The following is a 20,847-nucleotide window of genomic DNA, read 5'->3' as shown; positions in this document are numbered from 1 at the left end:
CAGGCTCGCTGGCCGGCACTCGACTTGGATCGCGCTGCAGGTTGTATTCGGGACTTAGAGCACGCCTACTCAAAAGATGGCGGCCTTGCCGTACTCTCTGGAAATCTGGCTGAACAAGGGTGTATCGTGAAGACGGCCGGGGTTGATGAATCGATCCTCAAATTTTCAGGGCCTGCAAGACTTTTCGAAAGCCAGGATGCTGCGGTTGATGCGATCCTGAATGACCAGATTAACGAAGGTGATGTGGTGATTATCCGCTATGAAGGCCCTAAAGGCGGGCCTGGAATGCAAGAGATGCTCTACCCTACCAGTTACCTGAAATCGAAAGGGCTGGGTAAGCATTGTGCTCTGATCACTGATGGTCGTTTTTCCGGTGGTACATCCGGACTCTCCATAGGACACTGCTCACCTGAGGCTGCAGAGGGGGGTAATATCGGCTTAGTGGTGGAGGGGGACAGAATCGAAATTGATATTCCCGGTCGATCAATCCAGGTTGTAATCAGTGATGAGGTGTTGCAGCAGCGACGCGAAGCAATGGAGGCGCTCGGTGATTCGGCATGGAAACCAAAAAATCGCGATCGACAAGTCTCTCAGGCCCTCAAGGCTTATGCAGCGCTGACGACTTCTGCTGCTCGTGGCGCAGTCAGGGATGTATCACAACTGGATTGATGCATAGGATTTTATTGAGCGCAAATATGCCATGAAAAGGTCATGGGTTGGCGTGGTACTCCACACTGTCTTGATTTGGCAGCTGGGTTGCAGTGGTGGAGATCCCACTGCAACAGATCCTGAGTTGATTTTTAAAGATGGCTTTGAGAATTCACTGGAGGAAATAGAGCTACTGGCCGATGGTGGCGTCATGGTTCGAGGATTCAGCGCCTGGCTGAAAATTCTTCCCAAGCAGACTGATATTCATCTGCGAAATGAGGCCGACTACCTGAGTGTGGATTGTCAGGCACCTGCGGCATGGTTTCTGGAAGTTACCGGTGATGAGGTTCTTTCCAAATACCAGAGTCATTTGAGTTGTCAGCAATATAGTGACAATCGTTTTGATTTCGATAACGGCCGATGGCTAGTGACCGATAACAGTAGTGGAATTGTCTACTATCGGGTATGGAAGCTGAATCGATGAGTTTCAAGAACCTTTGAGTAAGTCATGTATCGACATCAAACCTGCAAAATGCAATCTTTCTGGGTTATGGTCTCTCATGAGTGATGGTCTGCTCGTTTCAGGGCTATCTAAAGGTTCTTTAAAAGACGCACTTGAAGAGGAGGCTGAGTAGTGACATTCGATCTTCGGCAGTGCTATCTGTTTACCCATCTGGATGATCAGCAATTCAGCAAAGTGGAGCAGATGGCCCGTGAGGTAAAGCTCTTGGATGGCCAGCTCTATTTTCGGGTTGGCGATCCTGCCACGCACTTTTTTCTGGTGACAAGTGGGCAGGTCAAGCTAACTCGGCTGTCGCTGCAGGGTCAGGAGAAAGTTATCGAGATCATATCTCCAGGGCAGACCTTCGCTGAGGCATTGATGTTCGGTGAAGAACCCGATTATCCAGTCAATGCCCTGGCCATGGGGGAGACTCATCTGCTGAGTTTCGAAAGCGAGCCTTTTAAGGCGTTGCTGCGTGGCTCAGTAGAGACCTGTTTTTATCTGTTAGCTGACATGAGTCATCGCTTGCGGATGCTGATCCGTGAAATTGATGATCTGACACTGCAAACTGCAAGCTGTCGTGTTGCCAGTTTTCTCTGGAATCACTGGAGTCTTGTCAAAGAGCAGGGTGACAGCATTGAGTTGCAGGTCCCTAAAGGGGTAATCGCCTCCCGGCTATCAGTGACACCAGAGACCTTTTCCCGAATTCTGCATAATCTGAGTGATCATGGGGTGATTCGGGTGGATGGAAGCCGGGTTGATATTCTTGATGATGAGGGGCTGCAAGCCTTCGCGGGTGTTACTAAAGGGGCGGTTCAACTTCAGGCGCCTGCAGAAAAGGAGTGATCGTCTTCGATTTAAGGGGCAAATGGATATTCATGATGATTTTCCTCATCACTCAATCACTATTTCTCTCTCAGTAGGCGGGGTTTGGTTTGAATCTGTAGGATAGATGAGACATTCCAGGCCCAGGCCGGTTATACTGTAACGTTTTCTTACCCAATAATGAGTTACGCAACACCATGAAGGATAGTTACCCCTTTCCTATAGCCCGTATTGGCTTGGTAGGCGGTGGTCAGCTTGGTCGTATGATGGTCAAAGCGGCTAAGCGCCTGGGCTGCACCTGTGTCGTTCTGGATCCCTATCCAAAGTCGCCTGCTGGTCAGGTTGCCGGAGAGCAGATCATTGGCGGCTACCACGATCCTGCCAAATTGAGAGAATTGGCGGAATCCTGTGATGTGGTGACCTATGAGCTGGAAGACATTGATACTGAGACCTTGCGTCAACTGGAGCTAGAGGGACATAAGATCAATCCTGCTCCTGCTCTGCTCTCCACCCTGCAGGACAAGCTGACACAGAAGCGGTTCCTCAGTCAGGCGAATATTCCTACAGCTGAATTTATAGAGATGGCAGAACCGAATCTGGCCGACTTTGAATCCTTTGGTTTTCCTTTGGTACAGAAAGCCAGGCGTGGCGGCTACGACGGTCGTGGGGTCTCAGTGATGTTGGATGCTGATGCGTTCAATGCTCATCTACCTGTACCATCTCTGGTTGAGCGTTTTATCGAGGCTGACAAAGAGTTGGCTGTGATGGTTGCTCGTCGCGCCAATGGAGATTGCGTGGCTTACCCAACAGTGGAGATGTGCTTTCGCGCAGGTGAAAATGTTCTCGATCTGTTGCTCTGCCCCGCCAAGGTGGATAGAGCTATTGCTCAACAGGCTGAGGCGCTGGCTATGCGTACCATCAATGCCCTCGAGGGGGTAGGTATGTTTGGTGTTGAGTTGTTCTTGACTGCAGATGGCGAACTGTTGGTGAATGAAATTGCACCAAGAACCCATAACTCAGGTCATCACACCATTGAGGCCTGTATAACAGATCAGTTTGAGCAACATCTACGTGCCGTACTCGATCTGCCTCTGGGATCAACAGAGCAGTTGGCCCCAGCAGCTATGATCAATCTCCTGGGTGAGGCGGATGCTGTTGGCACACCGGTTTTCAATGGCTTGCAGGAGGCTTTGGCCATTCCTGGCGTCTGTCTCCATATTTACGGCAAAGCCGAAGTTAAACCTTTTCGGAAAATGGGACACGTGACTGTTATCGATCAGGATCTGGATAGTGCTCGAACTAAAGCCGAGCAGGTACGGGATATAATTCAAATTTGTGGGGAGCAGCATCCATGAGCAAACCTATCGTTGGCATCATAATGGGTAGTGATTCAGATCTACCGGTGATGCAAGAGGCCGCAAAGCAACTTGAGGCGTTTCAGATACCTTATGAGATGACCATTGTCTCGGCTCATCGTACCCCGGCAAGACTATATGAATATTCCCAAAGTGCGGAACAGCGTGGTTTGCAGGTTGTAATCGCAGGTGCAGGTGGTGCTGCCCATTTGCCTGGCATGGTGGCGTCTATTACACCCTTGCCCGTGATCGGTGTGCCGGTTAAGTCTTCTGCCTTGAGTGGAGAGGATTCGTTGCTCTCTATCGTGCAGATGCCCCCAGGAGTTCCTGTGGCGACAGTGGCAATCAATGGTGCGAAAAATGCGGCTATTCTGGCGACTCAGATGCTCGGAGCCACTGATCTCGAAATGCGACAAAAAGTTAAGGATTACAAGCAATCACTGGAAACCATGGTACTGGGTAAGGTTGAAGTGATGGAGAAGCAGCAGGATTCCAGTTGCTGATTTTTTTGCCGGGTACGACCCGGCCGCACCTCAGGATATCTTTAGAAAGTAACCTGGATGAAGTGCAACGGAATCCGGGAAGTTCAGCACACCATTCAACAATCACAAGCGTGGCGGAATGCCAATAAATTCAACTGTTTTGACTATAGTGAGCAGTTACTGACAGTTTAGGTTCATCCTCACATGCCACGGGTTCAGCCCATCGAAATCAACTTGAAAAACCGGGGTTTTGCCCCACCTTATGGTTATTAATAGAAGATTTTTGGAGTAATACCCCATGAGAATGGATCGTTTGACCAGTAAATTTCAGATGGCTCTGGCAGATGCCCAGAGCCTTGCTGTCGGTCGGGATCATCAGTTTATCGAACCTGTACACCTGATGAGCGCCATGCTCGATCAGGAGGGTGGTACTGTACGTCACCTATTGGCGCAATCCGATGTCAATATCAATCAATTACGCTCCAGTCTGAGTGCTGCTACCGAACGTCTCCCAAGCGTCGAGGGCGCAGCCGGTGACCTGCATATTTCCAATGAACTGGGGCGGCTGCTCAATCAGACCGATAAATTAGCACAACAGCGTAATGATCAATATATCTCCAGTGAGCTGTTCGTTCTCGCAGCTGTAGAGGATAAGGGCGAACTGGGCGAAATGTTGCGCAATGCCGGGGCTGCCAAGGAAGCCCTTGAGAAGAGCATTGAGAAGATGCGTGGTGGCCAGAAAGTAGACGACCCGAATGCGGAAGATCAGCGTCAGGCACTGGAAAAATACACCATTGATCTGACTGAGCGGGCAGAGCAGGGCAAACTGGATCCTGTTATCGGCAGGGATGATGAAATTCGTCGAACCATACAGGTTCTGCAACGCCGGACTAAGAATAATCCGGTACTGATCGGTGAACCTGGTGTCGGCAAAACAGCAATTGTTGAGGGATTGGCTCAGCGAATCGTCAACGGCGAAGTTCCTGAAGGGCTGAAAACCAAGCGACTGCTCTCTCTCGACATGGGGTCTTTGATCGCAGGGGCTAAATTTCGTGGTGAATTCGAGGAGCGCCTGAAGGCAGTACTCAATGATCTCTCCAAGCAGGAGGGGCAGATTATCCTCTTTATCGATGAACTGCATACCATGGTTGGCGCCGGTAAGGCCGAAGGGGCAATGGATGCCGGTAACATGCTGAAGCCTGCATTGGCTCGGGGTGAACTGCATTGCGTGGGTGCCACCACCCTGGATGAGTATCGACAATATCTTGAGAAAGATGCCGCCCTGGAACGTAGATTCCAGAAAGTGTTGGTGGAAGAGCCCAGTGTCGAGGATACGATAGCCATCCTGAGAGGCTTGAAGGAGCGCTATGAAGTGCACCATGGAGTAGATGTCACTGATCCGGCAATCGTTGCCGCAGCAACCCTCTCCCATCGTTACATCACCGATCGTCAGCTACCCGATAAAGCCATCGATCTGGTGGATGAGGCTGCATCTCAGATACGCATGGAGATCGACTCCAAGCCTGAGGAGATGGATCGTCTTGAGCGTCGTCTGATTCAGCTGAAGATTGAGCGTGAGGCACTGAATAAAGAGTCTGATGAGGCCTCAAAAAAGCGACTGGCCGATCTGCAAGCACAAATTGAACGGTTGGAGCGGGAGTTCTCTGACCTGGAAGAGATCTGGAAATCGGAAAAAGCAGCACTGCAGGGGACAACTCATATCAAGGAGTCCCTGGAGCGGGCCCGACTGGAGTTGGAAACTGCCCATAGGGCTGGTGATCTGGCACGTATGTCAGAGCTTCAGTATGGGCGGATTCCGGAACTTGAGAAGCAGCTCGATATGGCAACCCAGGCTGAGATGCAGGAGATGAAACTGCTGCGAAACAAGGTCTCAGAGGAGGAGATTGCTGACGTGGTCTCCAAGTGGACAGGCATTCCGGTCTCCAAGATGTTGGAGGGGGAACGGGATAAGCTGTTGCGTATGGAGGAGGAGCTGGGTAGGCGGGTAATAGGACAGCAGGAGGGTGTGAGAGCCGTCAGTGATGCCATACGCCGATCAAGAGCAGGGCTTTCCGATCCCAATCAACCCAATGGTTCATTTCTGTTTCTTGGCCCGACCGGTGTAGGTAAAACAGAGCTGTGTAAATCTCTGGCAGAGTTTCTCTTCGATACAGAAGAGGCGATGATCCGTATTGATATGTCGGAATTCATGGAGAAGCATTCAGTCGCACGCTTGATTGGCGCACCACCAGGTTATGTAGGCTATGAAGAGGGTGGCTATTTGACTGAAGCTGTCCGACGCAGACCCTATTCAGTGATTCTGCTTGATGAAGTGGAGAAGGCGCATCCTGATGTGTTCAACGTGCTACTGCAGGTACTTGATGATGGTCGGCTCACAGATGGTCAGGGGCGCACAGTAGACTTTCGCAATAGTGTGATTGTGATGACCTCGAATCTGGGTTCCCAGATCATTCAGGAGATGGCCACTGAGGATCAGTACGATCAGATGAAGGCATCGGTGATGGAGACAGTACAACAGAACTTCCGTCCTGAGTTTATCAACCGGGTCGATGAGATTGTTGTCTTTCATCCTCTGGGTGAGGAGCAGATACGCGCGATTGCCAGTATTCAGGTTGATTACCTTCGTCAACGTCTGGCCGATAGTGATATGGTGTTGTCTGTTTCAGATGCGGCGCTCGACCTCCTGGGTAAGGCTGGTTTTGATCCTGTATATGGTGCTCGACCCTTGAAGCGGGCGATACGCCAGCAGCTTGAGAATCCATTGGCACAGGAAATTCTCTCCGGTCGGTTTGGACCCGGTGATATGATCGAAGTGGATACTTCTGGTGACGGATTGATTTTTCAAAAAAGGCAGAAGATCAGTGTTGCATGATTCAGCTGCTATCCATTGCAAGCGCTGTGGCTTGAATAGTCCCATCGCTATACAGCTGAGTTAATCGAGATTATTACGCATTTGGTGGGGCATGGCCCCACCCTACACCCTGAGTTCAACGGTAGGGTGGGGCCATGCCCCACCAAGCCAGGTCGGTTAAACTAAGTGCAAAGTCAGATTAATAGCTAAGTTTCAGAGAGGGCTAAATAAGCTTGATGCATTTGCTCAGTAGCTGCAATCAATGCAGCCAGGTCGCCATTGTTCTCAATGATATCATCAGCCCCTTGTAGACGGGTCTGACGATCGATCTGACTGGCGAGGATCTGAGCAATTTGCGAATCGTCCAGATTATCCCGCTCAGAAACCCGTTGGTATTGCAGCGATTCATCGCAGTCTACAACCAGGATCCGCTCGGCGATATCCTGCTGCCCGGTTTCAAATAGCAGTGGGATCACCAACACCGCATAGGGGGCTGTCTGCTGCTCAAGCCAGCTCTCCATAGCTTGTCTGATTGGTGGGTGGAGAATGGCTTCAAGGCGTTTCCGCTGAGAGGGATCACTAAAGACAATCTCTCTCAGTGCTGACCTATTCAACTCTCCCCCAGTATTGACCAGGTTGTCACCAAAGGTCCTCTTGATTTCCAGCAGGGCAGGGGAACCTGGAGTGACCATCTTGTGGGCAAGAGCATCGGCATCAATAACCGGCACACCCAATGATTCGAAATGTGAGGAAACTGCACTTTTGCCACTGCCGATTCCTCCAGTCAGGGCCACAGTCAGCACAGCGTAATCCGGCTCACCCCATGGGTGAGGCTAAAATTCAGTAAATGATTTGGCATACCATTACCATAAGCCAGATATCAGCGGTCAACTGCGGAAGCTGAGATTATAAACCAGACCATTGTAAATAGGCCTGATTGATCTGGTCGCCCCACATCAGACTGATCCAGCCTGCTGCAGCCAGGTAGGGGCCAAAAGGTATGGGGATGTTCTTGTCACGACCTCTGACGACAATCAGCAGAATGCCAACTACGGCACCGACCAGGGCTGAGAGCAGAATGATCTGCGGCAGGTATTGCCAACCTAACCAGGCGCCAAGCAAAGCCAGGAGTTTAAAGTCACCATAGCCCATACCCTCTTTGCCCGTGAGGCGTTTGAAAAGCTGGTAGACACTCCAAAGCGCCAGGTAGCCTGCTGCCGCACCAATAACGGCTGAATTGATATCGGTGAACAGACTTCCCAGATTGATCAGCAAGCCGAGCCAAAGAATGGGTAGAGTAATGTTGTCAGGTAGCAGTTGCACATCGAAATCGATCATGGTCAAAGCGACCAGACTCCAAGTCAGAATCAGTGCAGCCACTGTTTCCCAGGCAAAACCGAAATGAAAAGCGATCCAGAAAGAGAGTATTCCGGTAACCGCTTCGACGATTGGGTATCTGATACTTATAGGATTTTTGCAGTTTGAACAGCGGCCTTTCAGCAGCAACCAACTCACTACAGGGATGTTTTCCCAAGGGCGAATTCTATGGTTGCAGTTAGGGCAGTGGGATGCGGGGGTGTTGAGGTTATAGACCTCTGATGACTCGGGTGTGGTTATTCCCTTCAGTTCATCACAATCAGTATGCCACTGTTGCTCCATCATTTTAGGTAAGCGATGGATGACAACATTCAGAAAACTACCAACAATCAGGCCAATAAGTGCCACCAATAGCAGAAAAGCGCCGCTATTTTGTGCAAGGAAGTCAATAACGATCACAATGGCAATTCAGGTATTTTGGTTACAGGCATATGTGCATATTTATGACTAGATCGCAGAACCCATCTTAAATATCGGTAGATACATGGCCACAACAAGTCCACCGACAAGCGTACCTAGAACGACCATGATCAAAGGTTCCATTAAGCTACTCATGGCATCTACAGCATTGTCGACTTGCTCTTCATAGAAGTCTGCGACTTTGTTGAGCATGTCATCTAGAGAACCGGACTCTTCACCGATGGAAACCATTTGTATTACCATATTGGGAAACAGATTTCGCTGCCTCATAGCCAGCTGTAAGGATTGACCAGTAGCAACATCTTCCCGCATTCTCAAAACGGCGTCACTATAAACAACGTTTCCTGTGGCGCCTGAAACAGAGTCTAGCGCCTCAACCAGTGGAACGCCTGCAGCAGACATGGTTGCAAGGGTGCGAGAAAAACGTGCTATTGCAGATTTATTGAGGATCACACCAATGACAGGAAATTTAAGCAGTATCCGGTCAACAGAGTGACGTAATTTTCGTGACCGTTTCCAAGTTCCGATAAATAAATAGCCTGCACCAATAATACTACCAAGCATTAACCACCAATAATCACGTACAAAGTGGGAAAGATTGACGACTAGCCGGGTAAAGGCGGGTAAGTCAGCACCAAAATTTTGAAAAAGGGATTCAAATTGAGGTATAACAAAAATAAGCAAAATAGCTGTCACCACAACAGCTGCAACGATGATTGCAGCGGGATAAAACATGGCTTTTTTTATCTTACCCTTAATGGATTCTGTCTTTTCCTTATAAGTGGCTATCTTGTGTAGCAATGTTTCCAAAACACCAGCTTGTTCACCTGCGCGAACCAGATTTACAAACAGATCTTCAAAATGCAATGGGTGTTTTTTTAGAGCATCGGCAAGCGCTGTGCCACCCTCGACATCTGATTTGATCGTCAGGACGAGTTCTTGCATTGAGGGGTTTTCATGTCCCCTACCAACGATATCGAAGGCTTGAACCATCGGTACGCCTGCCGACATCATTGTTGCAAGCTGACGACTGAAGATGGTTACATCCGCGCTGGTAATTTTCTTCTTACCACTGAAAAGCGAGACAGGTTTTTTTCGGACTTTTAGAGGGGTGACACCCTGCCTTCGCAGGTCGGCTTTCACCATATTGACATCTGTTGCGCGACTTTCGCCGGAAATGCGAGAACCTTTTTTATCCGTCCCCTCCCAGGTATAGAGGTGGGATTTAACTTTTGCTTTATTTCTGGGGGGCGCCATAGCTTAGTCCTTGGTTACCCTGTTGAGTTCTTGGAGGCTTGTAATACCCTGCATTACCTTGCGTAGGCCTGAACGACGAAGATTATCGACATTCTCTTTTTCCGCTTGATCTTCCAATTGCAATGATGTGCCTCCCTCCATAATGATCTTACCCATCGCCTCTGAGACAGGCATAACTTGAAATATACCAACTCGGCCTTTATAGCCGTTGGTACACAGGTCACAACCTACAGGCTTGTTAATCGTAAAACCAGCGTCGATGTCGGCGTCAGTGAAACCTTCTTCAAGTAAAGCTTCTCTTGGTAAGTCGTCAGGCTCTTTACAATGTTCACATAGTCGTCTTGCGAGGCGTTGGGCCATGATTAAAAGAACCGATGAAGCGATGTTGAAGGGAGGGATTCCCATATTTGCCAATCGCGTCAGGGTTTGAGGGGCGTCGTTGGTATGAAGGGTGGATAGGACCAAGTGACCCGTTTGTGCTGCTTTTACAGCAATCTCAGCAGTCTCAAGATCACGAATCTCACCCACCATTACAATATCAGGATCCTGTCGTAGGAAGGCTCTGAGTGCTTCAGCAAAAGTGAGCCCAGTCTTGACATTGGTGTTAACCTGATTGATGCCCGCGACTTGAATTTCCACAGGATCTTCTGCTGTAGATATGTTGACCTCGGGCTCATTCAACATATTGAGGGCAGTATAGAGGCTGACGGTTTTACCACTACCTGTAGGACCTGTTACCAGAATCATCCCATAAGGCTTTTTTATTGCCTTTTCGAAAACATCTCGCTGCTCCTTTTCGAAACCTAGGGCCTCAATACCCAGCTGAGCGCTGGTTGGATCGAGAATACGAAGGACGATTTTCTCGCCGTAAAGGGTTGGGCATGTGTTAACACGAAAATCAATGGCACGGGATTTGGAAAGCTTCATTTTAATACGGCCATCCTGCGGTACCCGCCTCTCCGCGATATTCATTCGAGACATGACCTTGATACGACTGGATAATCTGTTTGCAAGGTTGGATGGCGGATTGGCTACTTCGTGTAACATCCCATCCTGGCGATAGCGGATGCGATAGGTGTATTCGTAAGGCTCAAAGTGGATATCCGAAACCCCTTGATTTATCGCATCCAGGAGAATCTTGTTGATGTAGCGCACAACAGGTGCTTCATCAACATCCAAGCTTGATTCGTCGCCTGATTTCTCCTCATCCCCAGAAGAGATGTCCAGGTTATCCAGGTCGGCATCCAACAGCTCATCCATGCCGGTTTCCTGGGCCTCAAGCACCTTCTCGAGAGTCCTGCTGAGCTTGATATCTTCTACCAGGATAGCTTCAGAAGCGAGTCCGGTATTGAATCTGATTTCGTCCAGACCCTGATGATTAGTGGGATCTGATACTGCCAGAAAAAGACGGTTACCCCTTTTAAATATCGGTAGTGCATGGTGCGAGCGAATCAACTTCTCTGGAACTACATCAATCGGTATGACGTTATGATCTATGACATCTAGATCGAAAATAGGCACCCCAAAACCCCGAGAGGCAGAGATAGCGATATCAATACTCTTCAAAATCTTGTTTTCTACAAGAAATGAGACAAATGGGACTTTTTTCTTAAGTGAATCCTCGAATGCTGTAGCTGCCTGATCCTCAGAAAGGAGTCTGTCTTGGATTAAGCAGCGCGCAAGTCCGCTGAGATTGATTTGTGGTTTTGTGGTAGCCATCCTGATGTACTATCGCCTTTTGACTAGGACTTATATACTTTGCGGCAGATGGTGGTGAAAATTTAGATCGTTCAATCCTTATTCCTAACTATCTGTTGGCCGCAGTCGAAGTTGTGTGTTAAATGCAAAGATGACCCGTTGATCATAAGGTAATGTAGCCTTAGAATGCAATAGATTCAATGGGTAAGGGTCTGAATTTGTGGAAATGGTATAAGTCCTTGCTCATGTGTCCAGAAATGGTTACAGAGACTTGGTGCTGCACTGATCGACTATGTGAAAACCATTTGGTTACTAAGTTTTGAAAACAGAATTAGATTTGTAACATGACTAGGTGCTAATTCACTATTCAGTACGATTGTTATAGTAACTGGGTATGATATGTGAAGATGAATTTTGAGTGAGCTATAATTTATTTTATTATTATCAATGAGTTAGGGGTTGTCTGGTTATGTTGTTACTGATCCTTGCCTCAGTGAAGTGCTCGTTGGGTCTATCCAGCATCAGATGGCCTGCACGGGTATATCTGATCAATTCATTGTCATTAACCAGTCCTTTACGATGCACTCAGCACCTTTTGTCTTCTAAATCTTCTCTTATTTCTCCATTGCTTCCCTTAAAAAAAATGTCGTCGTAGTTTCGAGCGCGCGCTCAGGGTGTTTCAATAAATCACAGTAGGTGCGCTGGGAGATTCTCAACAGCAAGTACGTCTGGATCACCGTAAATATCAAAAGATGGGATTTTTTATATTTTAGTGTGTGTCGAATACTACGAACACATTTCTAATATCACTATCGTGGTAAACAGCAACGTTTAACTCAGGCGATATATGTTTTACGCAGTGCGTTAAGTGCACATTCTTATCATCCTGAAACAGGATAAATGCTTTTGTACTTTCAACATGAGATTTCGCGCAATCGATATAGTGTTGACCTGAAAGCAACTTAGTGTAGTCATCTGCAGAAATTTCTAAATGGTATTCATAGGAGTTGTAAAACCAACCAGTCAACCAACTACTCTTCAGAATCCGTACGTTTGCTGGAAGGCCAGAGATATTTAGTGCCGAATCTACCAGTAGATCCGATTCTGACTTTGGTATGCATCCTGTCAATAAGGTAAGCAGCAAAAAGAGAATGTACATCTGGAGTTTCAAGTGCTCCTCCAAAATTAGGCTACTTGATTCTACTGGCAATCTCAGCTTTCAATCTGAAACCTGTTAGGTGGTTGATGATTAATGTACTATCTACTACATCATAAAGTTATGTTGCAAGCCATTGCTTATGCAGATTAACATCTTCTTCTCAATGCAATAATTTATTAACGATACTTGTCGCCTGATCCAATGCCAATCCGTTAGCTTCCAGTTTTGTTTGAACTACTTTCAGTAATTTTGCTTTTCCGTAAACACCAAGTTTTTCATCTTGAATATAGCTGTGTGCATCATGACCAAGTTTGTTGCACAGAACATCAAGCCTTTTTTGGTATTTGGCGCCTCTTAATCGTGCCATCTTTAGCTGCTCTGCGTGATTGAAATGAGTGTTCACTATCTGTTCAGCGTATTGAACAATCTTTTTTCTTTTTAAAAAATCTGAAATCATGTGTATCACCCATTCACCAAGCCGATGACGGCTAAAGATTGCTGTGTCTATAAAATATTGTGTATAGAGAGGAGGTTCGCTTTACGTTAGTGTTTTGTAATATATCCTGTCTTTACAAATTTGTTTAGGTTATTAACAAGTACCTGAGCTGAAACGCCTGTTTTTTCACTCCAGTATTTTACGCTCATCGGAGAATTTATATGACTACCCATAGCATCGAATAGCATTACCAACCAATCGTGACTGTCAGGTACTTTTAAGCGAAGCTCTTGCTGTCCTTCACACAGCCAAACTAATTCAGTGACTCCTTCGCTCTCTGTGAGAAGATTCACTATTTCACAATCTTCAGGAATACTAATAACTGTTTCTGGGCTCCATTCAAATACATCCTTAAAGTGTAACGAGCTACTAAGAACATCTGGCAATTTATCCCATTGTTCCAATTGATACTCAGAAAAGGCAGAATCTAAAGAATTATCGCTGAATTTCACAAACTCATCAGTTACCGCGCAAAAGCGCTCGAAAATAACAATTGACATTAGTTCAATCAACCTCCATGCACTGCTTGAACTCTTAATTCTATCTGATTGTGATGCCTCATATAGTTCGTTAAATGAACTATGATTTACAGGAAGTTTGGTTTTATCGAGATATTTTTCACAAAATTCATTATAGATATTCTTACAAATGTTCTTTGCAAATATATTTGCATTCAAAAGGTCATCAGTGACGAAGAACGGTACTTTTGGGTGTTTCTCAGGATAATCTTTAACTATCCTGGCTACTGCTTTACGAATAAGTGACTTGTCCCAGAAAAGGGATTCGTGTTTTTCTGATGGTATGGATGCCATCAATTCTATAACCCTGTAATCTAGATATGGAACCCTTGACTCAATTCCGTAATATGAGCTGGTTCTGTCTTCATGCCAAAGGTTGAAAAACTGGAGTTGATATATATAAGCTTTCATTTTCTCCTTATATATATCCTTTAAATCAATACTCTTATTAAGAGCATAGTCAAAAAATCCATCAAACCGAACCGGTAGATTACATTGCCGGTTGTAGTGATAGTCAATAGATGGCTTTACTTCTTCACTGATATATGATTTCCAGTCACTGAATTTAGACCCAAGATATTTTGAATACCCGCCAGCAAACTCATCTGCACCTTGACCAAGTAAGATAACTTTTAAATCAGGCACTAATTTCTTGGCCGCCTTATGTAGCTCGGATTTATAAAAGAATTCGAGGTCAAATCTAGGTGATTCCATCATATAGATGATGCGCTCAAGAGAATTGAGATTAAAGTTCTTTATCATCGTATCGATATCGAAAAGTATCGGATGAAAATTATAACCATGGTTCTCTGACATCGCCTTTGCAATAGGTACATCACCCGAATCATAGGTGGCTTTATCAACGACTGTAAAACAATGGATTTCGGAAGAGTAGCTTGAGGCTATTGAGGTTAGTAGTGTTGAATCAAGCCCCCCGCTGAAGAAAATACCAACCGGTACATCAGCCATTAATCTTTTTTTAACCGAATCCTGAACCAATGCAATGTATTGATCCAATACCTCGGAATCACTCATTTTTGATTCATTTGAAACATGTTTTTCCAGTGACCAGTATCTTTCAAATTCAATATCATGTTGTCCGGTTACTTTAAGATAGCAACCAGCGGGAAAATGCGAAACACCTTTTACAAAGCTTGGTATTTCTATACTATCTTGTAGGCCTGCTTCATTTAAGTTTGACCAGTTCAGTTCTCTTGGACAGTCTGGATGCATTAATAAAGCTTTCAATTCTGAGCCAAATAAAAAACCGCTTGCAGTTTCCGTATAATATAGAGGCTTTATGCCTATCCTGTCTCTGCAAAGCACAAGCTCTTTATTGTTTCTATCCCATATTGTGATAGCGAACATTCCATTTAATTTCTCAAAGGATTTAGTGCCAAATTCTTCATATAGATGCAGAACAATTTCAGAATCAGAATCAGAGGAAAATGTATGATCTTTTTTAAGAGTTTGCCTTAACTCCATATGATTGTAGATTTCGCCATTGACAGCTACAAAAAGTGATTTATCTTCATTCCAGATTGGCTGAGAGCCTCCTTCGATATCTACAATCGAGAGCCTTCTGAAGACAAATGATAGATAGTCATCCTGATAGAATGTTTCGTCATCTGGTCCCCGAAATCTAAGAGCTTCACCAATAGCTTTCATGGTTGCTTCAGGGCAAGTACTACTGCCAGTAAAATTAATAATTCCTGTAAATCCACACATAGCATACTTCCAAAATTTAAGATCTGTCTTTACACTTCGGTCGACAGGTAAAAATATACTGGTTCATTATCAATATCAAACTTATTTATATATTAGATTATCTTAAGCATGAGAGTTGCTCTTATTCATAATATAAAACGATAAAATTGGGTGCTTCAACAAGAAAAGCTGAGATTCGATTGGGTATCAAAATACGAAATTAACATAAAAGACTGTTAATCAGTCAGCTGGATATTTCGGCTGGTCTTAGATAAGTCCTGCCATTTTTCTGATGAAATGCAATGTATTCAGTAAGAAATTTAACAAGCTACGATATTTACCATAAATAACGCCCAGCTGTTTAAGGTACCTATACGTCTTGAGTGTAGAGAGTATTGAGAAAAATTTTACATTGAAGCTTGAGCGTTTCTACGTTCAAAATCGAGAGAGATGGCGCCAACTGTGTTATGTCTTTGAGTTTGTATGATGAATTATAGCGGGTGATATTGGAAATGTTCGTATATACATTACTCTACTTAGTGGTTTCTTCTGGTTGTTCTACTGGCTCATGAGCAATGATATCCACGAGTTCGCTAGTCTTCGGGTTGAGTATAGCAATACCATTCATTACTTTGCCTCGCACAGGGTAATAGAAGAGATCTTTGGGATCTGTCTTTAATTTCTCAGCGGCTTTCTGAATTCTCTTCCCAATATTTGAAGGCAGCTCAGGCAGCTTCAGGGTAGTGCTGGAGAGCCCATGATGATCGATCGGGAATTCTCTGTAGTTGGATGCGATGTAAGTGGGAGATTGGTCGTTCATAAGGGCGCTGATGAGTGTTGTGAAATCCTGGTTGGCGCCGGTTTGAGCTTTCACATCAACAATGTGGGGTCCGTATGGGCTGATACGTTGTGTTTTGCCCAGATCAAATGGTGCCTGACCGATGAGATCCATCTGCTTCACTAAGTAAAATTTGTCTTGCAGAAATGCCAGGTAACTGACTTTGCCCTGATATATTGTATATGTGCCATATACCAAAGCTGCTATCTGGAGTATGGCGATAGTAGTGAGGTCCAGGGTGAGAAAGCGTTTGTTGGGCCTGTAAACTAATAGTGTGAGTGAGGGTCCGAGAATGACATCAATGAAAATGATCAAAACAAGGATCTCAAAAGCACCTTGCAGGGCCATTAGGTCCCATGGGTACCAATACACCATTATAATTGCGACTATAGCACCGACTACAAGTATGCTCAGGCATAGGTGTGTTGTAACAGCTTGTTTTCTGGTTGGTTTATCCATGATGAAAGCGCGTATTAGAAAAGACGGAAATATTGATGGACCACCCTATTTGTTAGCTGCTGCAACAGGCAACTTTCAGATTAAGCGAAAAAATCCCCACCAAGGTGGGGATTTTTTCAAGTTGAATTCTCAACTTGTAATTGTGTGTACTGCTATTAACGGCAGTTGGCTGGCAGGAATTTAGGATCGATAGTGGAGCTAGTGCACTGCCAATCAAGAATGGTTGTGTCAGCTGCATTTGCGGTGGGGGTCAGTATATAGTCGCCCGGTGCTGCAGTAATGGCTGATGCAACAGTTATTACGCCGGCCGCAACACTGAGTGATGTCACGTGTTGGGTAGCTTGAGTTGCGCATCCAGCGGCGGCAGTATCTGCTGGCAGGACGCTGTTCATAGTCTGATAGTACTCAACAACAGAAGTCTTACATTTACCGCCAGCGACAATGATCTCTGCCACTTTCGACCGGGTGGTGAAGTCTGTGTAGGCTGGCAGTGCAATGGCTGCCAGGATACCGATGATCGCGACAACGATCATGAGTTCGATAAGGGTAAAACCAGCTTGTTTTTTCATCTTTAATGCTCCGTATATGTTGGTGCCTGATTTGTCGGCGATCAAAAGCAAAACTTTAATGAAGGTATATCACCGAGTTATACCTGTAGTTGCAGAATGCATGCCAAGTTCCATGGTTACGAGAAAAAAGGTCTACTGGATACGTGCTAAATTGTTGTAATTGAAGATAATAAACTGCGGTGATATTTATTTGTATGATATCGGGGTTTTCCAGACCTGATCGTTATAGCTAATCTTTCGAATAACCTTGGATGTAAGAAAGTGACAAAAAATGTCACTTTTTTCGGTAGGTGCAGGTAGCTTGGATTGATGGTGAAGATGAGTTGTCACTTTTATTTGATTTAAAAGTGTGACGTAGATCACGGGTTGGCAGGTGCTTCACTCGATACCTAACTTTTCCAGGCGATATCTCAAGGAGCGTAAACTCATCCCCAGCTTTTTTGCTGCAGCAGTTCGATTCCAACGAGTCTGTTCCAGTGCTTCTAATATAGATTCACGCTCCACCTTTTCCATTTTGTCGCCAAGTTTTTGGGGTGCTGTCGTACTATCTGTCTCTGTGGTGTGGTTTGGCAGGAGAAGGTCATCGGCTTCAAGCCTTTCACTATCAAGCAGAGTGAGAGATCTTTCCAATATATTTTCCAGCTCCCGTATATTTCCTGGAAATGGATAGGCTTTGAGTTTTCTAGTTGCTTCAGTAGTCAGTTTCGGCTTTTTACTACCGCTTTGACGAGAGAGGCGCGTGAGAAAGTGCTGTGCCAATAGTGGTATATCTTCAATGCGCTCACGCAAGGGAGGGAGAGGTAGTTCAATCACATTGATTCGGTAGAACAGGTCTTGTCTGAATTCACCAAGCTCTACCAGTTCTGCCAGGTCTTTATGAGTAGCGCTGATGATCCGAACATCGACGGAAATTTCCTGTTGTGCTCCAACAGGACGGATCATTTTTTCCTGGATGGCTCTTAAGAGCTTTACCTGCATATGCAGAGGTAAGTCTGCAATCTCATCGAGAAACAGTGTTCCTCCATTTGCACTTGCAAAAAGGCCGTCATGGTCATGGGTTGCCCCAGTAAAGCTCCCTTTTTTGTGGCCAAATAACTCACTCTCCATCAGTTCATGCGGAATTGCTCCACAGTTGACCGCAATAAATGGTTGGTCGGCACGAGCTCCTTGGTGGTGAATCATCCGCGCAGCCAACTCTTTACCCGTTCCAGATTCTCCACTGATATATACTGGCGCCTGACTCCTGGACAACTTATCTATCAGCTTAGAAATTCGCGTCATGGCAGGTGAGTTACCCAGCATTGGAGGGTGAGAATTGGATTCTGCTTTTTTTTGTTTTGATTTAGCCGGCTCCTGCTTACTAAGCTTAATAGCCTGCTGCACCAGATTTCTAAGCATGTCCAAATCAACAGGTTTGGAAACGAAATCGAAAGCGCCTGCTTTCAATGCCTCTATAGCTGACTCCATATTGCCGTGAGCTGTGATCATGGCCACTGGAATTTGGGGGTAGGTTTGATTGATATGTCGGACAAGGTCAATACCATTCCCATCAGGCAAGCGCATATCCGACAAGCAAAGATCGAAGTTTTGCTCCTCTAGAAGCTTGTGTGCACCTGCTAGGTTGAACACTGAGTGGGCGTCAATTCCCATACGCATCAGAGTGATTTCGAGTAGCTCGCAGATATCTGGTTCATCATCTACGATCAGTGCGGTGGGTTGAGTCATGCTTGTTTTTTCCCGCGTTGCCAGTGCTCAAAGTGAAGACGGAAACAGCTGCCGCCTGTTGGGCCAGGAATGTACTCCAGACGGATGCGATTAGTTTCACTCAGCTCTTTCGCAATATACAAACCAAGCCCGGTTCCTGTGTTTCGTGTGGTGAAAAAGGGTTCGAAAATTTGTTTTGCCACTTCGGGTGCAATTCCTGGTCCGTTATCTACTACGTCAAGTATAGGATGTGGATACTCTTGGGTTAAACCACCGACAATCTGTAGCTGTAAGGTCTTAGGGTCGCAATGTTCACGAGAGTTGTTGCAGAGGTTGGTGAGGATTTGACGTAATTGTTCAGGATCTGCAAAAACTTCTGTTGTATCAGGTTCGATCTGTATGAGTATTATTCTTTTGTTGAAACCTTGATGCTTGATCAATTCGGCGGTGACTCTTTCCAGCCAGGGCTTGAGCTTAAAAGTGACCTGTTTTCCTGGGTCCCTACGCGAGAGCTGAAGGACATTCTCAATGACTTGATTAACTCTTGCGGCATTAGTTGTGATAATTTCAGTTAGTCTTTTATCGGCAACATTAAGGTTTGGGGATTCCTGAAAAAGTTGACTGGCATGGCTGATTGCGCCCAATGGATTGCGAATCTCATGGGCAATGCTGGCTGTAAGTCTACCGAGAGAGGCAAGTTTCATCTGCTGTGCTTCATGAGTTACCTGGGAGGTATCTTCGAGAAAAATCAACATGTCGCCACGGCCCTCTCCACTTAAGGCATTGAAGTGGGCTCTCAACTCAGGGCCCTGGTTTTGGCTGCGAAAAGTAAGGTGCTGTTTCCGCTTTGGGTTGCGGCGTTTTCGAGCAATATGCGCGAGTTCAGGCGACGCTTTAACGAGTTGGCTCCCTGTAGTAGCGGATGGCATGCCTAACAGATGCCAAGCGGGATCATTCATCATTATGATCACACCGGATGAATCTATGACCAGGACGCCTGTGCGCATATATTTTATAACATGAGCGTTGATCTTTGCTAAATGGTTCAGCTCATTGGCCCTTGTTTCTGCAAGGCGTTCACTGGCTCTTGCTCGGCTACTTAAAACCCAGGTAAGGAGTGCCGTTGCGAAATATACAGCGCCAAGGAAACCTGCTTGAATGAATTGAGGTGGTAGGGTATTGCTTAGGCTGGCATGAATCTGATCTGTGATCACCGCTAAAGCCGCCAAGGCAGCAAACAGTAGTGCTGCTCTACCTCCCATTATCAGTGCGCCTGCGGTAATAGAGACAGCGATCAACATACCCATACCCGTCTGGATACCGCCACTGGCATGCATCAAGAGTGTAATCGCGAGAATATCAACAAATAGAGCCAGGTACGCCTGATGTTCTGGATTTGGGGAGCGCCACAAGAAGAATATAGCGGAGGCTATGGTTAGGGTTGTATAGGTAATGATTGTAATTGAAAAGAGCGTCGGATCTTTTGATCCCAGAAATAGAGGTCCGCTGTCTGCATAGAAAAAAAACAGCAAAGCAAGGGATAGAGTGATTCGATAGAGTTGGAAAAGTCTCAGGGATCGCCAGTGTGATCCTTCACTTTGGTCCGTGGGAAGTGGCTGTGTACCAACCACGCTCTCCAGTTTCGAAAGCCAGTTACTCATTATCTGGCGGAATTTTCGATTCAGCAGCTAACAGATGATCCTTGCTGCAAAAATAGACCCCTTTCTTTTCTACGGCCTCGTTTTTAGGTATATGCAGGCCACAGTGGTCACATTTCACACTTTCCACCGATTTTACCTGTCGATTTGCACCCTTTTGATTAGATTTCAAACGAGCGAAATGGCGTACTATGAGGTAGATGCCCCATATTGCAAGTCCGAAGAATATAGTTTTAAGTCCCATTCAATCAATTGTTTATGATGTCTAAGACGTAGTCAATCCGGATTGGCCAATCGATGTGA

At 45.9% G+C, this 20,847-nt stretch carries 17 protein-coding genes; 6 read left to right on the top strand and 11 right to left on the bottom strand.

The window, feature by feature from the left end; translation table 11 throughout:
- The 6 genes from AC4IFB_RS20430 to clpB all read left to right on the top strand — a co-directional run.
- Positions 1–669: IlvD/Edd family dehydratase (locus tag AC4IFB_RS20430; protein ID WP_490781166.1), on the top strand; the 669-nt coding region annotated here is incomplete at its 5' end.
- 31 nt (positions 670–700) lie between these two features.
- Positions 701–1,132: a hypothetical protein gene (locus AC4IFB_RS20425; RefSeq protein WP_490781165.1), complete on the top strand. Its 432-nt coding sequence runs from the start codon at positions 701–703 to the stop codon at positions 1,130–1,132.
- A gap of 150 nt (positions 1,133–1,282) precedes the next feature.
- Positions 1,283–1,996, top strand: a complete 714-nt coding sequence (locus AC4IFB_RS20420) for a Crp/Fnr family transcriptional regulator (protein ID WP_490781164.1) — start codon at positions 1,283–1,285, stop codon at positions 1,994–1,996.
- Between the two features lie 176 nt (positions 1,997–2,172).
- Positions 2,173–3,330, top strand: a complete 1,158-nt coding sequence (gene purK / locus AC4IFB_RS20415) for a 5-(carboxyamino)imidazole ribonucleotide synthase (RefSeq protein ID WP_490774971.1) — start codon at positions 2,173–2,175, stop codon at positions 3,328–3,330.
- Positions 3,327–3,833 (top strand): 5-(carboxyamino)imidazole ribonucleotide mutase, encoded by a 507-nt coding sequence (gene purE, locus AC4IFB_RS20410; protein WP_490774972.1) that lies wholly within the window; start codon positions 3,327–3,329, stop codon positions 3,831–3,833. The genes purK and purE overlap by 4 nt, the downstream gene beginning before the upstream one ends.
- A 277-nt stretch (positions 3,834–4,110) precedes the next feature.
- Positions 4,111–6,705 (top strand): ATP-dependent chaperone ClpB, encoded by a 2,595-nt coding sequence (clpB, locus tag AC4IFB_RS20405; RefSeq protein WP_490774973.1) that lies wholly within the window; start codon positions 4,111–4,113, stop codon positions 6,703–6,705.
- A 185-nt stretch (positions 6,706–6,890) separates the two neighbouring features.
- On the opposite strand, the gene coaE is transcribed toward clpB, so the two are convergent.
- The 11 genes from coaE to AC4IFB_RS20350 all read right to left on the bottom strand — a co-directional run bounded on the left by coaE (position 6,891) and on the right by AC4IFB_RS20350 (position 20,788).
- The gene (gene coaE, locus AC4IFB_RS20400; RefSeq protein ID WP_490781163.1) at positions 6,891–7,487 is read right to left on the bottom strand and encodes a dephospho-CoA kinase; all 597 of its coding nucleotides are present in this window, start codon (positions 7,485–7,487) and stop codon (positions 6,891–6,893) included.
- Positions 7,488–7,590: 103 nt separating this feature from the next.
- Complete coding sequence (locus AC4IFB_RS20395; RefSeq protein ID WP_490781162.1) at positions 7,591–8,460, bottom strand: prepilin peptidase; 870 nt, start codon at positions 8,458–8,460, stop codon at positions 7,591–7,593.
- A gap of 48 nt (positions 8,461–8,508) precedes the next feature.
- Entirely contained in the window at positions 8,509–9,738 is a 1,230-nt protein-coding gene (locus tag AC4IFB_RS20390) for a type II secretion system F family protein (protein WP_490781161.1), read from the bottom strand.
- Positions 9,739–9,741: 3 nt separating this feature from the next.
- Entirely contained in the window at positions 9,742–11,457 is a 1,716-nt protein-coding gene (gene pilB, locus AC4IFB_RS20385; RefSeq protein ID WP_490781160.1) for a type IV-A pilus assembly ATPase PilB, read from the bottom strand.
- A 1,298-nt stretch (positions 11,458–12,755) separates the two neighbouring features.
- Positions 12,756–13,052 carry a hypothetical protein gene (locus tag AC4IFB_RS20380; protein ID WP_490781159.1) on the bottom strand — a complete coding sequence of 99 codons (297 nt, stop codon included), beginning with the start codon at positions 13,050–13,052 and terminating at the stop codon, positions 12,756–12,758.
- An 86-nt stretch (positions 13,053–13,138) separates the two neighbouring features.
- Positions 13,139–15,337 (bottom strand): asparagine synthase (glutamine-hydrolyzing), encoded by a 2,199-nt coding sequence (gene asnB, locus AC4IFB_RS20375; protein WP_490781158.1) that lies wholly within the window; start codon positions 15,335–15,337, stop codon positions 13,139–13,141.
- A 511-nt stretch (positions 15,338–15,848) separates the two neighbouring features.
- On the bottom strand, positions 15,849–16,613 hold the full coding sequence (locus AC4IFB_RS20370; protein ID WP_490781157.1) for a hypothetical protein: 765 nt from the start codon (positions 16,611–16,613) through the stop codon (positions 15,849–15,851).
- A gap of 155 nt (positions 16,614–16,768) precedes the next feature.
- A complete protein-coding gene (locus tag AC4IFB_RS20365) occupies positions 16,769–17,182 on the bottom strand; it encodes a pilin (RefSeq protein ID WP_490781156.1) in 414 nt (137 codons plus the stop codon).
- A gap of 378 nt (positions 17,183–17,560) precedes the next feature.
- A complete protein-coding gene (locus AC4IFB_RS20360; protein WP_490781155.1) occupies positions 17,561–18,907 on the bottom strand; it encodes a sigma-54-dependent transcriptional regulator in 1,347 nt (448 codons plus the stop codon).
- Positions 18,904–20,547 (bottom strand): two-component system sensor histidine kinase NtrB, encoded by a 1,644-nt coding sequence (locus AC4IFB_RS20355; RefSeq protein ID WP_490781154.1) that lies wholly within the window; start codon positions 20,545–20,547, stop codon positions 18,904–18,906. Before AC4IFB_RS20355 ends, AC4IFB_RS20360 begins: the two co-directional genes overlap by 4 nt.
- Positions 20,540–20,788 carry a PP0621 family protein gene (locus AC4IFB_RS20350; RefSeq protein WP_490781153.1) on the bottom strand — a complete coding sequence of 83 codons (249 nt, stop codon included), beginning with the start codon at positions 20,786–20,788 and terminating at the stop codon, positions 20,540–20,542. Before AC4IFB_RS20350 ends, AC4IFB_RS20355 begins: the two co-directional genes overlap by 8 nt.
- Between the last annotated feature and the right edge of the window lie 59 nt (positions 20,789–20,847).

The sequence above is a fragment of the Candidatus Thiodiazotropha sp. AKIB8 genome, from assembly GCF_058244675.1.
The sequence above is the reverse complement of the archived record's forward strand: the minus strand, read 5'-3'. Positions and strand labels throughout refer to the sequence as shown.